General features: G+C 64.8%; 11 protein-coding genes and 1 tRNA gene. 5 read left to right on the top strand and 7 right to left on the bottom strand.

Going from position 1 to position 13,274, the window contains the following annotated elements; all coding sequences use genetic code 11:
- Positions 1–34 precede the first annotated feature (34 nt).
- From trxA to NR193_RS24060, 3 genes are all read left to right on the top strand, one after another.
- A complete protein-coding gene (gene trxA, locus NR193_RS24070; protein WP_256753245.1) occupies positions 35–1,039 on the top strand; it encodes a thioredoxin in 1,005 nt (334 codons plus the stop codon).
- A gap of 96 nt (positions 1,040–1,135) precedes the next feature.
- A complete protein-coding gene (locus NR193_RS24065; RefSeq protein WP_256753244.1) occupies positions 1,136–1,807 on the top strand; it encodes an LON peptidase substrate-binding domain-containing protein in 672 nt (223 codons plus the stop codon).
- Positions 1,808–1,932: 125 nt separating this feature from the next.
- Positions 1,933–2,172 carry a Trm112 family protein gene (locus tag NR193_RS24060; protein WP_256753243.1) on the top strand — a complete coding sequence of 80 codons (240 nt, stop codon included), beginning with the start codon at positions 1,933–1,935 and terminating at the stop codon, positions 2,170–2,172.
- A gap of 35 nt (positions 2,173–2,207) precedes the next feature.
- Here NR193_RS24060 and NR193_RS24055 read toward each other — a convergent pair whose 3' ends face one another.
- From NR193_RS24055 to NR193_RS24035, 5 genes are all read right to left on the bottom strand, one after another.
- Positions 2,208–5,558, bottom strand: coding sequence for an error-prone DNA polymerase (locus NR193_RS24055; protein ID WP_256753242.1), 3,351 nt, complete (start codon positions 5,556–5,558; stop codon positions 2,208–2,210).
- Positions 5,555–7,030 carry a DNA polymerase Y family protein gene (locus NR193_RS24050; protein WP_256753241.1) on the bottom strand — a complete coding sequence of 492 codons (1,476 nt, stop codon included), beginning with the start codon at positions 7,028–7,030 and terminating at the stop codon, positions 5,555–5,557. Before NR193_RS24050 ends, NR193_RS24055 begins: the two co-directional genes overlap by 4 nt.
- On the bottom strand, positions 6,972–8,045 hold the full coding sequence (locus NR193_RS24045) for an ImuA family protein (protein WP_256753240.1): 1,074 nt from the start codon (positions 8,043–8,045) through the stop codon (positions 6,972–6,974). Before NR193_RS24045 ends, NR193_RS24050 begins: the two co-directional genes overlap by 59 nt.
- Before the next feature lie 288 nt (positions 8,046–8,333).
- Positions 8,334–8,406: transfer RNA gene (locus tag NR193_RS24040), tRNA-OTHER, on the bottom strand.
- A 92-nt stretch (positions 8,407–8,498) separates the two neighbouring features.
- Entirely contained in the window at positions 8,499–9,125 is a 627-nt protein-coding gene (locus tag NR193_RS24035; protein ID WP_256753239.1) for a hypothetical protein, read from the bottom strand.
- Positions 9,126–9,367: 242 nt separating this feature from the next.
- On the opposite strand from NR193_RS24035, the gene NR193_RS24030 reads away from it, so the two are divergent.
- Entirely contained in the window at positions 9,368–9,790 is a 423-nt protein-coding gene (locus NR193_RS24030; protein ID WP_091575942.1) for a metallopeptidase family protein, read from the top strand.
- Positions 9,791–9,980: 190 nt separating this feature from the next.
- On the opposite strand, the gene NR193_RS24025 is transcribed toward NR193_RS24030, so the two are convergent.
- Positions 9,981–10,187 carry a DUF1737 domain-containing protein gene (locus NR193_RS24025; protein ID WP_256753238.1) on the bottom strand — a complete coding sequence of 69 codons (207 nt, stop codon included), beginning with the start codon at positions 10,185–10,187 and terminating at the stop codon, positions 9,981–9,983.
- 99 nt (positions 10,188–10,286) lie between these two features.
- Entirely contained in the window at positions 10,287–11,177 is an 891-nt protein-coding gene (locus NR193_RS24020) for a CoA ester lyase (protein WP_256753237.1), read from the bottom strand.
- Positions 11,178–11,720: 543 nt separating this feature from the next.
- Here NR193_RS24020 and NR193_RS24015 point away from each other — a divergent pair.
- Positions 11,721–13,271 carry a DUF4173 domain-containing protein gene (locus tag NR193_RS24015; RefSeq protein WP_256753236.1) on the top strand — a complete coding sequence of 517 codons (1,551 nt, stop codon included), beginning with the start codon at positions 11,721–11,723 and terminating at the stop codon, positions 13,269–13,271.
- The last annotated feature ends 3 nt before the right edge of the window (positions 13,272–13,274 follow it).

The following is a 13,274-nucleotide window of genomic DNA, read 5'->3' as shown; positions in this document are numbered from 1 at the left end:
CCGCCGGCCGGCCGCGCCATGGAAGGGTAAAGAGATGAGCGACAACAAACCGTTTGGCGGCTCCTATGGCGGCAATGGCGGCCAGTACGCCACCACCGTGCAGTATGGTGGAACCGCGCCCGCGCCGGCGAAAGTCGCGCTTGGCGATGCGCCCGCCGCCCCCGCCGGCGATGTCATCAAGGACACGACGACCGCAGCCTTTGCCGCCGACGTCATCCAGGAATCGCGCCGCCAGCCGGTGCTGGTCGATTTCTGGGCGCCGTGGTGCGGGCCTTGCAAGCAATTGACCCCGCAGCTGGAGAAGGCCGTCAGGGCCGCCGGCGGCAAGGTCAAGCTGGTCAAGATGAACATCGACGACCACCCGTCGATCGCCGGCCAACTCGGCATCCAGTCGATCCCGGCGGTCATCGCCTTCAAGGACGGCCAGCCGGTCGACGGCTTCATGGGCGCCATTCCGGAGAGCCAGATCGCCGAATTCATCACCAAGGTGGGCGGCAAGGGCAACGGCGCGCCGCCGGTGGCCGAAGCCCTGGCAGCGGCAACCGAGGCGCGCGACGCCGGCGACATGCAGACCGCCGCCGATATCTACGACGCCATCCTGGCTCAGGCGCCGGAGACGATCGAGGCGATCGCTGGGCTGGGCGACCTGTTGTTCGAGGCCGGTGACACCGAGGGCGCCGAGGCGCTTTTGGCAACAGCGCCGGAGGCCAAGAAGGATGCGCCGCCGCTGGCAGCCGTGCGCGCCAGGATCGCGCTGGCGGCGCAGGCAGCAGCGCTTGGCAATCCGGCCGAATTCGAGCGGCGCCTGGCCGAAAACCCCGGGGATCACCAGGCGCGTTTCGATCTCGCCATGATCCAGAACGCCAGGGGTGAGCGCACGGCGGCGGCCGACAATCTGCTGGCCATCATCAAGGCCGACCGGGCGTGGAACGACGATGGCGCCAAGACGCAATTGCTGCAGCTGTTCGAGGCATGGGGCATGACCGACGAGGCGACGCTGGCGGCGCGGCGCAAACTGTCGTCGCTGCTGTTCTCCTGAGCTGCGGTTGTTTTGCCGCACGGGCTTGTGGTCGGCGATGACCGCGCCAGATAAGACAGGAATTGGCGCTTCTCGATGAAGCGATCGGAGGAATAGGTGCAGGCGGGAAACGCGCACTACCGGCTGGATACGGATTTGCCGTCGACGATTCCGATCTTTCCGCTTGCCGGAGCGCTGCTGTTGCCGGGCGGTCGCATGCCGCTCAACATCTTCGAGCCGCGCTATCTGCAGATGGTGGACGAGGCGATTGCCGGGTCGCGCCTCATCGGCATCATCCAGCCCAGCCTCGATGGCGCGCTGCGCGCCGATGGCGAGCCGGAGCTTTGCAATGTCGGCTGCGCCGGCCGCATCATCGCCTTTTCCGAGACCGGTGACGGCCGCTACCTGATTTCGCTGCAGGGCGTGTGCCGGTTCCGCATCGCCCATGAACTGACGGCCAAGACACCGTTTCGCCAGTGCAAGCTGGCTCCCTTTCTCGCCGATCTCCACGAAGACCAGGCGGCGAGCGAGATCGACCGGCCATCGTTGCTCCGGGCATTTCGCGCCTATCTGCAGGCCAATGACCTGGAAGCCGACTGGGAAAGTGTCAGCCGGGCCGAAAACGCCATGCTGGTCAACGCGCTGTCGATGATGGCGCCCTACGGGCCGGCCGAGAAACAGGCGCTGCTCGAAGCGGCGGACCTTAAGACGCGGGCCGAGACGCTGATCGCCATCACCGAAATGGCGCTGGCGCGCGAGAATGAGGATTTCGGTTCGAGTCTGCAGTAAGGTGGCAGAGGGACGCAGAACAGCAGCTTCAGACCAATCGCCGATCGTGGCAGCGCAAACGCTTCGGAAAACCTGAAGGGCTAAACCGGGCCTGAAGCGGTTGCCCCATAGAAGGACGGAACCGAATGGCGGACGGACGGGACGGGAAGAAGGTCAATGTCGACCCCAAGCTGCTGGAGCTGCTGGCGTGCCCGCTGACCAAGGGCCCGTTGACCTGGGATCCGGAGCGCGGCGAGCTGATATCGAGGATCGCCAAGCTTGCCTATCCGGTGCGTGACGGCATCCCGATCATGCTGCCTTCGGAAGCGCGGACGTTGTCAGTGGAGGACGTCCTGTCCCCGCCGCGTTTGAGTGGGCCTTCGTAATCGGCAGAGCCATCCTTCGAAGACGCGGGCCGCGCCTACTGAAAATTGCGCCCCTTGGGCATGACCCTCTCCGCTTCTTCCGACAGCGTTGCGAGATCCTTTCCGATCGGCGCGTTCCGCGGCGCGGGTCGGCCATCGCGATCCGTGCCCTCCTTGGCGGCCGGGGGGCTGGCGATCAACGGTCTGGCCTCGCTGACCTTCTCCAGAAGCACGGTCAGCCAGGGCGTCAAGTCCTCGATCTTCTCTGCGACGATGTGGATCACACCCGATTCCGACTGTAATTTCCCGGTGACCCGGACGAACCGCGCGCCCATGACGATGGGCCGATAGCGGGTGAAGGTTCTCTCCCAGAAGATGACATTGGCGACGGCCTTCTCGTCCTCCAGCGTCAGGAAGATCGCGTTGCCCTTGCCGGGCCGCTGCCGCACCAGGACAAGCCCGGCGACGGAGACCCGCCTGCCGTCGCGGACCGAAGGCAGGTTGGCATTGGGCGTGACGCCGGCCCGGTCGAGCCGCTCGCGCAGGAAGGCAACCGGATGCGCCTTCAGCGACAGGCCGAGCGAACGGTAGTCGTGGATGACATGCTCGCCGAGCGGCATTTTCGGCAGCTTCGTCTCGGGCTCCAGCTCGCGCAGGCGGATCGCCGGCTGGTCGAACAGCGGCAGCCTTTCGGCGGCACTCTTGCCGTCGAGCGCGCGCACCGCCCACAGCGCCTCGCGGCGATCGAGGCCAAGCGACCGGAAAGCATCGGCCTGCGCCAGCCTTTCGATCTCGTCGACATCGAGGCCGGAGCGCAGCCAGACATCCCTGACCGATTCGTAGCCGTCGCCACGCCTGGCGACGAAAATCTTCATGCGCTCCTCCGACAGGCCCTTGATCTGACGGAAGCCGAGCCGCAGCGCATGATTTGTCTCGATGATGCCACGCATTTCGGCATGGCGCGCGAGGATGCGGGCCGGGTCGAAAGCCGCTTTTTCCAAAGTGCAGTCCCAGACGGAGAAATTGACGTCGACGTCGCGGATGTCGACGCCATGGTCGCGCGCGTCGCGGACGAGCTGGGCCGGCTGGTAGAACCCCATCGGCTGCGAATTCAGGATCGCGGCGCAGAAGACGTCGGGATAGAAGGTCTTGAACCAGCAGGAGGCATAGACGAGCAGGGCGAAGGAGGCGGCATGGCTTTCGGGAAAGCCGTATTCGCCAAAGCCCTCGATCTGCTTGAAGCAGCGCTCGGCGAAGTCCTTCGTGTAGCCTTTGCCGACCATGCCGTCGATCATGCGCTGGCGGTAATTGCCGATGGTGCCGGTGCGCTTGAAGGTGGCCATGGCGCGGCGCAGCTCGTCGGCCTCGCCGGGCCTGAAGCCGCCGGCGACGATGGCGATCTTCATCGCCTGCTCCTGGAACAGCGGGACACCCAGCGTCTTGCCGAGGATCTCTTCCAGCTCCGGCTTTGGGTACTCGGGTTTTTCCTTGCCTTGCCGGCGGCGCAGGTAGGGATGGACCATGTCGCCCTGGATCGGGCCCGGCCGGACGATCGCCACCTCGATGACGAGGTCGTAGAAGGTGCGCGGCCTGAGCCGTGGCAGCATCGACATCTGGGCGCGCGATTCGATCTGGAAGACGCCGAGCGTGTCGGCGCGGCAGATCATGTCGTAGACGTTGTCGTCCTCCGGCGGCAGGGTGGCCAGCACATAGGGTCGGCCATATCTGTCCCGAGCCTTGGGATAATGATCTTCAAGCAGGGTGAAGGCGCGCTTCAGGCAGGTCAGCATGCCGAGCGCCAGCACATCCACCTTGAGGATCTTCACCGCGTCGAGATCGTCCTTGTCCCACTCGACCATCTTGCGCTCGTCCATCGCCGTCTTGACGATGGGGACGATCTCGTCGAGCCGGTCCCTGGTGATGACGAAGCCGCCGACATGCTGGGAGAGGTGACGGGGAAAACCCATGATCTCGTTGGCGCGTTCGATCACGTGCCGCGACACCGGGTCGGACCGGTCGAGGCCGCCGGCCCTGGCTTCCTTTTCGCCAAGCTCCGAGGTCGACCAGCCCCAGATCGAGCCTGACAACGACCCCCTGACGTCCTCCGACAGGCCCATCGCCTTGGATACTTCGCGCAGCGCCGAGCGGCCGCGATAGCTGATGACGGCGGCGGCCAGCGCGGTGCGCTTGGCGCTGTATTTCTCGTAGATGTACTGGATGACGGTCTCGCGCTTCTCATGCTCGAAGTCGACATCGATGTCGGGCGGCTCGTTCCTCTCCTCGGAAATGAAGCGCTCGAAAAGCGTGTCGATCCGGTCCGGCCCGACCTCGGTGATGCCGATGCAGAAGCAGACGATCGAATTGGCGGCCGAACCGCGCCCCTGGCAGAGGATGTCCTGGCTGCGGGCGTATTTGACGATGTCGTAAACCGTCAGGAAATAGCGGGCGTAGTTGAGACGTTCGATGAGGGCGAGCTCTTCTCCGATGCGCTTGGTCACGGACGCAGGCACGCCCGCCGGATAACGGCTGGCCGCCCCCTCCCGCGCCAGTCTTTCCAGCTCGGCCTGCGGCCCGAGCCCCGATTCCGTCGGTTCATCGGGGTAGTTGTACTGGAGGTCGCCGAGCGAGAAGCTCAGCTCCTGCGCGAAGCGCAAGGTCTCGGCCAGTGCCTGGGGATGCCGGCGGAACAGGCGCGCCATCTCCATCGGCGGTTTCAGGTGGCGCTCGGCATTGGCGGCCAGCTGCAGCCCCACCTCGGCGACGGGCGTGTTGAGGCGGATCGCGGTCAGCACGTCCTGCAATGGGCGCCGTTCCGCCGTGTGGTAGAGGACGTCGTTGGTCGCCATCAGCGGCACCCCGGCGATCTCCGCCAGCGCTGCCGCCTGCTCGATCCGGAAGCGGTCATTGCCGGCATAGCAAGGCGAGACGCCGAGCCGCAGGTTCCTGCCGAAGCGGTCCTTGAGCTGGCGAAGCAGAGCGAGACTGTCCTGCGTGCCCGTCGACAGATCGGGCAGGACCGCCAGCGACATCAGGTCCCCCCATTCGAGGAGGTCGCCGCGCTGGAGAAGGGTGGCGCCCTTTTCGGTTTCATCGCGCAGATTGGCTTGGGTGAGCATGCGGCAGAGATGCCCCCAGCCCTTGCGGTCCTGCGGGTAGGCGAGAATGTCCGGCGTGCCGTCGCAAAAAACCAGCCGGCAGCCGGGGTGATAGGAAAGCGTCTCGACCTTGGCCTGCTGCCAGGCGCGCACCACGCCTGCCACCGTGTTGCGGTCGGCAAGTCCGATCGCCGAGAAGCCCATGAGCTTGGCCGCGACCACCAGTTCCTCGGGCTTGGAGGCGCCGCGCAGGAAGGAGAAATTCGACTGGATGCCGAACTCGGCATAGGGAATGACGGTCAGCGCATTCATGCGAAGACACCATGCATGAACCAGCGCGGAGGCACCTGCGAGCCGCCATAGAGGCCCTGCCGGTAGAGCCAGTAGCGGCGGCCGTCGGCATCCTCGATGCGGAAATAGTCGCGCGTCGAGGCCGCCTCGTCGCTTGCGGCTTCATGCCACCATTCGGCGGCGATGCGTTCCGGCCCCTCGGCGCGCGTCACCCGGTAGAGCGCGCGCCGCCAGCGGAAGTTCAGCGGCGGGCCCTCGGGCATTTCGGTGGCCGGCACATCGATGGGTTCGGGCGAGCGGAAAAGCCGGATCGGCCGTTCCGGCGGGAAGACGGTCGCCGGAGCCTGCATCCTGTCCGGCTTCTTCGGCGGCGTGGTCCGGCGCGGGGCTTCGGTGAAGGGGATCGTGGCGACGGCGCGTTCCGGCAGATGGCTTTCGACGGTGACCGGCCGCAAAACCGCGCCATCGCCGAGCCGGGCACGGATGCGGTCGGCGAACAGCGCGATATCGGCGCCGTCGTCGGTCGTCTCGCCGGCGAGGTCGGCCTGCTGCATGTCGAAGGTGGCCGCCGACAGCACCGAGAGCCGGACGAGATCGAAGCCATAGCCGGCATCGATGTCCTGCTCGAGCGCGGCCAGCCGTTCATGGAACAATTTCTGGATCAGCATCGGTTCGCGCATCGGCCGCGAGGTGCCGAGCGCGATGCGGCTGACGGCGCCGTCGACGCGAAAGAGCAGCAGCGCCAGCGTCCTGGCGCCCTCGCCGCGACGCTCGAGATCGGTCTTCAAGGTCGTCGCCAGCATGCCCACCAGCCGCTCGATATCCTCGGTCAGGGTGACGGGCTCGGCCAGATGGCGTTCGACCGAAAGCGGCGCGACGGGAAGGCGCGGCGACACAGCCTCGTCGAGACGGCCAAGCGCCTGGTCGAGGCGCAACAGCAAGGAGGCGCCGAAGCGGCGGGCGAGCGGCGCGCGCGGTGCGGCCATGACGGCGCCCGCCGTGCGCAGGCCGACGCTTTCCAGGCTGGCGCGGGTTTCCGGTGCGATGCGTAGCGCCGCCAGCGGCAAGGGCGCCAGCAGCGCCTCCTCCTCGCCGGAAGGCACGATGCGGTCGCCGGAAAACCGTGCCGCGGCCCAGGCCGCGCCCGGCGTGGCGGCAAGCCCGGCGCGGACATCAAAACCTTGATGGAAGAAGCGCGACAGGATGTCGTCCAGCATCGCGCGTTCGCCGCCGAACAGATGGGTGCAGCCGGTGATGTCGAGAAACAGGCCGTCTGTTGCGTCCAGCGCCACCAGCGGGGTGTAGCGGTCGCACCAGTCGGCAAGGCCCTCGAGCAGACGCCGGTCTGCCTCCGGATCGGCCTCGACGATGTCGATCGACGGATGCATGGCGCGCGCATCGGCGATGCCCATGTCGCGCTTCAGGTGCAATGCCTCAGCCCGCTCGTCGAGGGCCGAGATGCGTTGCGCGTTGCCTTGGCGGTGGCTGATCACGAGCGGTGGGTGAGATGGCGGCAGGTGATCCGACGGCCGGGAACGCCAGGACCGCCCCAGACGCTGCCGCAGGATCCTTTCCACTGCCAGATAGGGAAACCACAGGGACAGGATTCTTTGCCCGTTCTTTCTGGGCCCGTCTCTCCTCGTCCCTTCTTTCGTCGCCCGCTCTTTCGTCGAATGCGCGTTCATCGGGGTTCCACTCCAGTGTGAATTGTCCAGGCAGGGCCGTGCGGCTCTTGCCGATGGTGACGGTGAAGGCCGGGCGGCCGATCGAGCCGGCGAGCGGCCCGGCGATGGTGTCGCGTGGTGTTGCCGGCGCCGACGCGACGATGAGGCGGACGGGTGCTGCCGTCGGCTCGGGCTCGGCCGCCTGCCGCAGCAGGAACACCGGCCGGCCGGCACCTAGCGCCCTCGCATGCAGCCGGCGCGTCGCGGTCAGGTCCAGCCGCTGCGGATTGCCGCGAATCTCGAGGATGACGGCGGCGAGCGCCGTCATCCGGGCGGCCTCCTCGGCGACCCACAGCGCATCGACAAGTTTTGGCGCTTCGGAAAACAGCAATTGCTCGGGCTCGATGCCGAACGAGGCCCGTAGCCCCCTGGCATAGGGAAAGCCGGCCTCGCGGAAAATCTCCGACGTGCCGATCCACAGGACTGGCAGTCCCTGCGCCTGCTTGAGGATCAGGCTCGTGAGCGACAAAGCGAAGCCGGCGACGGCTCCGGCATCGCGGGTTTGCGTGCCATGGATTTCGCTCAGGGCGGCTTTCGGCAGGCCGCCGCTCAGGGCGGCATCGAGGCGCTCGACCCCGATGGACAGGAACGCATCCGGCAAGGCCGCGGCAATGCCACGCCGGACGATTGTGAGATCGGTACCGGGCGGGGGATCGGTGCCGACGTCAGCATCGGAGGTCGCGGCGGCCGGCGCCTGCAGGCGCTCGGGCAACGTTCCCTCGATCTTCGCGATCTGGCGGCGCAGGGCAAAAACAGTCTCCCGCGCCACGGCGGTCATCGCCATGACGGTCAGCTTCCACTCACATTGTTCCTGTTATGTTCCTATAGATTCCAGAGGCGGCCGGAAGAGTCAAGCAGAGTCACAAGGAATTTATTCCTCCCGGCTCTCCAAATGCCACCCAAGGAGAGCAATCGAGGCATTTCGGACGTGGCTCACGAACGAGACACGGTGAGGCCGGCGGCGATTTTGATCGCGCCACCGGCATCCTATTGAAGACTAAGAAGAAACCAGATTCCTTCAAAACTTGACTAAGGCGACAAATCGCCTTAGATTTTAAGCGGTTAGTAGGAGAGCCCCTGGCAGGAATTGAACCCGCGACCCCCGGATACGAAACCGGTGCTCTATCCAACTGAGCTACAGGGGCATCGGGAGAAGGCGGAACAACAGTCCCCCCTTCCCGGTAAATCAGGCTCTAAATCTTCTCGGGGTGATGGACCACATCACGCACTCTCCTTTCTAGCCAATGACACCTTCTTGGGGCCCCGGCGTTGCAGCGCCGGGGTTCTCCGTTTTCGCACTAGGCGCAGCGGAGAACCATGTGCGCCCCTCTCGACGGGATAGCCCGTCTTTGGAGAGGCGATACAACGTCATGCCGACCGTCTTTTCATGGACAGTCTGGCTATAAGTTTGCTCAATAAACCTGCGAATATCTGCCGCCTTTATGCCTGTCTCGGCGGCAGCGGCAAGCTGAGCAAGTACGATTTCGCGGATAGTCGGCATTCCATCTTTGGCAGGTGGATATTCACGGTCATCGGAAGCTTCGTCAGAGGCGGACGCTTCGTCACCCTCCGGGGCTTCCGCCTCAGCTTCTTTCGCGGCCTCATTCTGTTTGTCAGCTAAATGTTTAACGACGCGGCCACCCATCGCGATGGCTTCCCACCAGGCATCTTCCCCAATGGCTATCTTAACTTTTTTCCAAAGCTCACCGTCGTCAGTGTCGAAGCCGAAAGTTTCGAATGCGGTAACCGCGCCAGCCCGCCGCTTCTCGGCTTCAGTTTTCTTTGCCTTTAGAGCAGCGAGTTCGTCGTCAATACGCTTTTTCTCATCCTCACCGCGCACAACGCGAGAGAGCAAGACCTTCATAGTAAGTATCTCGTCAGGGCTGAAGTCCGACACGACTGCACTCCGAATCCGCATTGATTCGAAGCTACGACGAGCACGACAAAAAAGCAATCACTACAACAAGTCAGTCGATGGATTTCTACACAAAACGGAGTACCACCCTCCGTGGCTCCCCGTTAGCAAACCGGCAGCGGCTCCGACAGTCCCGCGTCATTTGCCGATTCCGGCGCGAAAGCCTATATGCCGGGTTCAAAGGACAAAGCATGGCCCGCATCTACAAGACCCGTACCTGGCACGACCAGTTCTCGCCATCCATGGAGGAATTGGAGTTCCTGGCGCTGGAGTCCTACGCCCACCTGCCGGAGGAGTTCCGCAAGCTGACCGGCGAGATCATCATCCAGATCGCCGAATTCCCGACCGACGAGATCATGGACGATTTGTCGCTGGAAACCCCGTTCGACCTGCTCGGCCTTTTCGAAGGACGCGGCATCGCCGAACGCTGGAATCCGCAGACCGGCGAAGGGCCGAACCGCATCACGCTCTACCGCCGCGCCATGCTCGACTACTGGGCCGAAAACGAGGAAACGCTGGGCGACATCGTCACCCATGTGCTGATCCACGAGATCGGCCATCATTTCGGCCTGTCGGACGATGATATGGAGCGGATCGAAGAGGCGGCGGAATAGGCTGTGCCGATATTCAGGTGATGCCGGCCTGCAAATGGCGGTCCCCTGCGCTTCCGGTGCTCACGTACCCAAAAGTACGCTCCGCTCCGGTTCTCGGGCACCACCCAGTTTGGTCGCTTCGCGCCCGTCTTCGACTCCGACTCGGCCTGACCTGAATCTCGACACAGCCTGTGTTGGCGCTTTGCAAACTCTACCAGTCGCTGAGCTTGGTATCGGGCCCATATTCCTGGCCCTCGACATCCTTGACCACGGCCTGGCCGCAGCGCATGGCCTTGGCCTTCTTGTCATAGCCATAGGTCGGCGAGCCGAACAGGTGCCAGCCCTTGTTCAGCGCCGCCGTCACCTTGTGGCAGAAGCTGGCGTCGTCCGGGCCGGTCAGAAAGCGGTAGAGTTTCATTTTTCAGTCCTGTCGTGAGTGCTCTGTCTTCTTTGTTTCGAGCATGATCTTTCCGAAAGCCGGTTTCCGCTTCTTGCTTCGCCGACCTTCGGTTCGGGATCATGCGCCGATGGCGGCTGCCTTCGCCAGCAGTTTTTCAGCCTGCGCGAGATGCAGCCGCTCGACCATCTTGCCGTTCAGCGCGATCACGCCCTTGCCGGTGTTCTCCGGAAGCGCGAAGGCCTGGCTGACCAGGCGCGCCTCGGCCACGGCTTGAGTGGACGGCGCAAAGGCGCGGTTGGCCGCCTCGATCTGCGCCGGATGGATGAGGGTCTTGCCGTCGAATCCCATGGCGGCCGCTTCCGCACATTCCTGGGCGAAGGCTTCGAGGTCGCGAAAATCGTTGGAGACGCCATCGAGCATGTCGAGACCGCCGGCACGCGCCGCCAGCACCATCTGCATCAGCCACGGCACGAGATAGCGCCGGTCGGGTGTCGCCAGCACGCCGGTATCCTTGACCAAATCATTCGTTCCGGCAACGAAACAAACCAGACGCGAGGCCGGATCCCGACCAAGTTCGGCTATGGTGCCGATGTTGAGCAGTGCCTTGGGCGTCTCGATCATCGCCCATAGTTTCACGCTGTCCGGGGCAAAATTGTCGTCGAGCACGTCGCCGGCCTCGAGCAGGTTTCGCGGCGTGTCGACCTTGGGCAAGAGAATGCCATCCGGCTCGCAGCTTGCCGCGGCCAGCAGGTCGGCGGCGCCCCATTCGCTGGCCAGCGCGTTGACGCGCACGACCATCTCGCAACGGTGGCCGAAGTGGTTGGCAAGCGGGCCGTTGGCGAAAATCCCCGCCAGCTTTTCGCGCGCCGCAACCTTGTCGGCCGGGGCGACGGCATCCTCGAGGTCGATGATGACGGCGTCGCAGGAAAGCTGCGCGATCTTGGCCAAGGCCTTGTCGTTGGAGGCCGGGACGTAGAGCACCGAACGGCGCGGGCGATAGGGTTCCATGCCTGATCTATGCCGCGTGCGGTTGGTGGAGGCAAGCCGTCCGACCCGTACCTGAGACGAGCCAATCGCGAAAGCTGGCACCGCCCCTCATTGCCCTGCCGGTCATTTCTCCCCGTAAACGGGGCGAAAGAGGCTGGCCGCAACCTCGGCTCCCTTCCTGCAACACTGATGATTGGCGAAAGCGGCGACGAGCGCCCCTCGCCCCGTTTACGGGGAGAGGATGCCGGCAGGCAGGTGAGGGGCAGCGCCAAAGCTCGGAAAGGAGGGCGGGCAGTGCACCAGCAGTAAAGCGTGCCCCTGCACGAAAACTGCACACGCTTGCGGAAAACCTCCTCCAATCCGCCCAATCGTTTCCTGGCCGGCCTGCGAGACAGGCGGCATGGACAAGCGAGCAAAACCCCGTTGGCCCCTGCCCCACCGATTGCGCAGCGAAGGCTGGTGGCTGGTCGATCCGCCGCGCGCGAATCCCACGGCGATTCTCATTCCCTTTGTCCGCAGGAGCCCGCCGACAACCAGGCTGAACACCGTTGGGAAGACTAGGTCATGACATCATTGTTTACCGCCGCGCCGAGCTATTGCAGCCGCCTCGGTGTTGCCGTGCTGCTGGCAGCACTTGCGGATTTCCTGTTCTACGGCCAGCCCGCCGGCATCACGGTTTTCCTGTTCGCCATCCTGATTGCCGCTGCCGTCGTCGCCGTGCATCCCGCCGCCTTCAGCGACGGCAGGCTGTGGATCAAGCCCGCCGCTCTGCTTGTCGCGCTGCTGCCGCTCACGGAGAATGTCAGCGCCTTGTCCGTGTCGGTCGCGCTTGCGGCCATGGTCGTCTTCGCGCTTTCGCTCAGCGGCCGTCTGCGACACAGCATCGCTCGCATTGCCGGCCAGATCGGGCTGTTCCTGCTGGCGGCGCCGTTCCGGCTCGTTGGCGATTTCATCCGCTGGCGCAAGGCGGCGCGACGGTCCGGCCGGCGCCGCGTCCGCCTGGCGGCGCTCGCCGTCTGGGTGATGCCGCTGACCCTGGGCGCGGTCTTCCTGGCGCTGTTCGGCGCCGCCAATCCGGTCATCGATTACTGGCTGTCGCTGATCGACCTTCTGAAGCTGCTCGATCTCATCCAGCTGGCGCGGATTGCCTTCTGGCTGTTCGTGCTCGCCGGCGTCTGGGCCTTCTTGCGGCCACGCCTGCCGCGCCTGTTCCGCCGTGTCCCGCGTGCGGCGCCGGTGGCTGATGTCAGCGCTCAATCCGAGGCAACCGTCACCACCATCGAGGATATCCTGTTCGGCAAGGCGGCCATTCTTCGCGCGCTTGTTATCTTCAACATGCTGTTTGCACTGCAGACCGGACTCGACGCCGCCTATCTGTGGGGCGGGGCCGCCCTTCCCGACGGCTTGAGCTACGCCGCCTATGCGCATCGCGGCGCCTATCCCTTGATCGTCACCGCGCTGCTTGCCGCCGGCTTCGTGCTGGCGGCGCTGCGGCCCGGCAGCACGACATCGGCCGATCCGGTCATCCGCCGGCTGGTCTATGCCTGGGTGGCGCAGAACATCATGCTTGTCATCTCGTCGATCCTGCGCCTCGACCTCTATATCGGCATCTATGCGCTGACCTACTGGCGCGTCGCCGCTTTCGTCTGGATGGGGCTGGTGGCGGCCGGCCTTGCCCTGATCATCGCCCGCATCGCGCTTGGAAAATCCAATGAATGGCTGCTGTCCGCCAATCTTCTGACGTTATCGGCGACGCTTTATGCCTGCTGTTTCATCAACTTCGCAGCAACGATCGCCAATTACAATGTCGACCATTCCCTCGAAATGACCGGCCAGGGCATTACCCTCGACGCCTGGTATCTGCGCTCGCTCGGTCCGGGCGCGTTTCCGGCGCTCGATCGTTTCTTCGAGCATCAGAGCCGGACTGCGGCCGCCAATGATCCGGCCTTCCGCGAGCTGGCGGGAGTGCGCGGCAGCGACGAAGGCTGGTATCGCACCCTGCAACAAAACTGGCGGGCCTGGAGCTTTCGCGACTGGCGGCTCAATCGCTATCTCGACAGGAGAGGCCCGCTCGTGATTCCCTCCGCTACCGAACCTTACGTGCCGGGCCGCTGATCC

This window comes from Mesorhizobium sp. Mes31, assembly GCF_024519675.1.
Taxonomy (GTDB): Bacteria; Pseudomonadota; Alphaproteobacteria; order Rhizobiales; family Rhizobiaceae; genus Mesorhizobium.
Note: the sequence above shows the minus strand (reverse complement) of the source record. Positions and strands in the feature narration are given on the sequence as shown.

Excerpts from the sequence above, each read along its gene's own strand:
- trxA (WP_256753245.1), top strand. The coding sequence starts at position 35 with ATGAGCGACAACAAACCGTTTGGCGGCTCCTATGGCGGCAATGGCGGC.
- NR193_RS24060 (WP_256753243.1), top strand. The coding sequence starts at position 1,933 with ATGGCGGACGGACGGGACGGGAAGAAGGTCAATGTCGACCCCAAGCTG.
- NR193_RS24055 (WP_256753242.1), bottom strand. The coding sequence starts at position 5,558 with ATGAATGCGCTGACCGTCATTCCCTATGCCGAGTTCGGCATCCAGTCG.
- NR193_RS24045 (WP_256753240.1), bottom strand. The coding sequence starts at position 8,045 with ATGGCGATGACCGCCGTGGCGCGGGAGACTGTTTTTGCCCTGCGCCGC.
- NR193_RS24035 (WP_256753239.1), bottom strand. The coding sequence starts at position 9,125 with ATGAAGGTCTTGCTCTCTCGCGTTGTGCGCGGTGAGGATGAGAAAAAG.
- NR193_RS24030 (WP_091575942.1), top strand. The coding sequence starts at position 9,368 with ATGGCCCGCATCTACAAGACCCGTACCTGGCACGACCAGTTCTCGCCA.
- NR193_RS24025 (WP_256753238.1), bottom strand. The coding sequence starts at position 10,187 with ATGAAACTCTACCGCTTTCTGACCGGCCCGGACGACGCCAGCTTCTGC.
- NR193_RS24020 (WP_256753237.1), bottom strand. The coding sequence starts at position 11,177 with ATGGAACCCTATCGCCCGCGCCGTTCGGTGCTCTACGTCCCGGCCTCC.
- NR193_RS24015 (WP_256753236.1), top strand. The coding sequence starts at position 11,721 with ATGACATCATTGTTTACCGCCGCGCCGAGCTATTGCAGCCGCCTCGGT.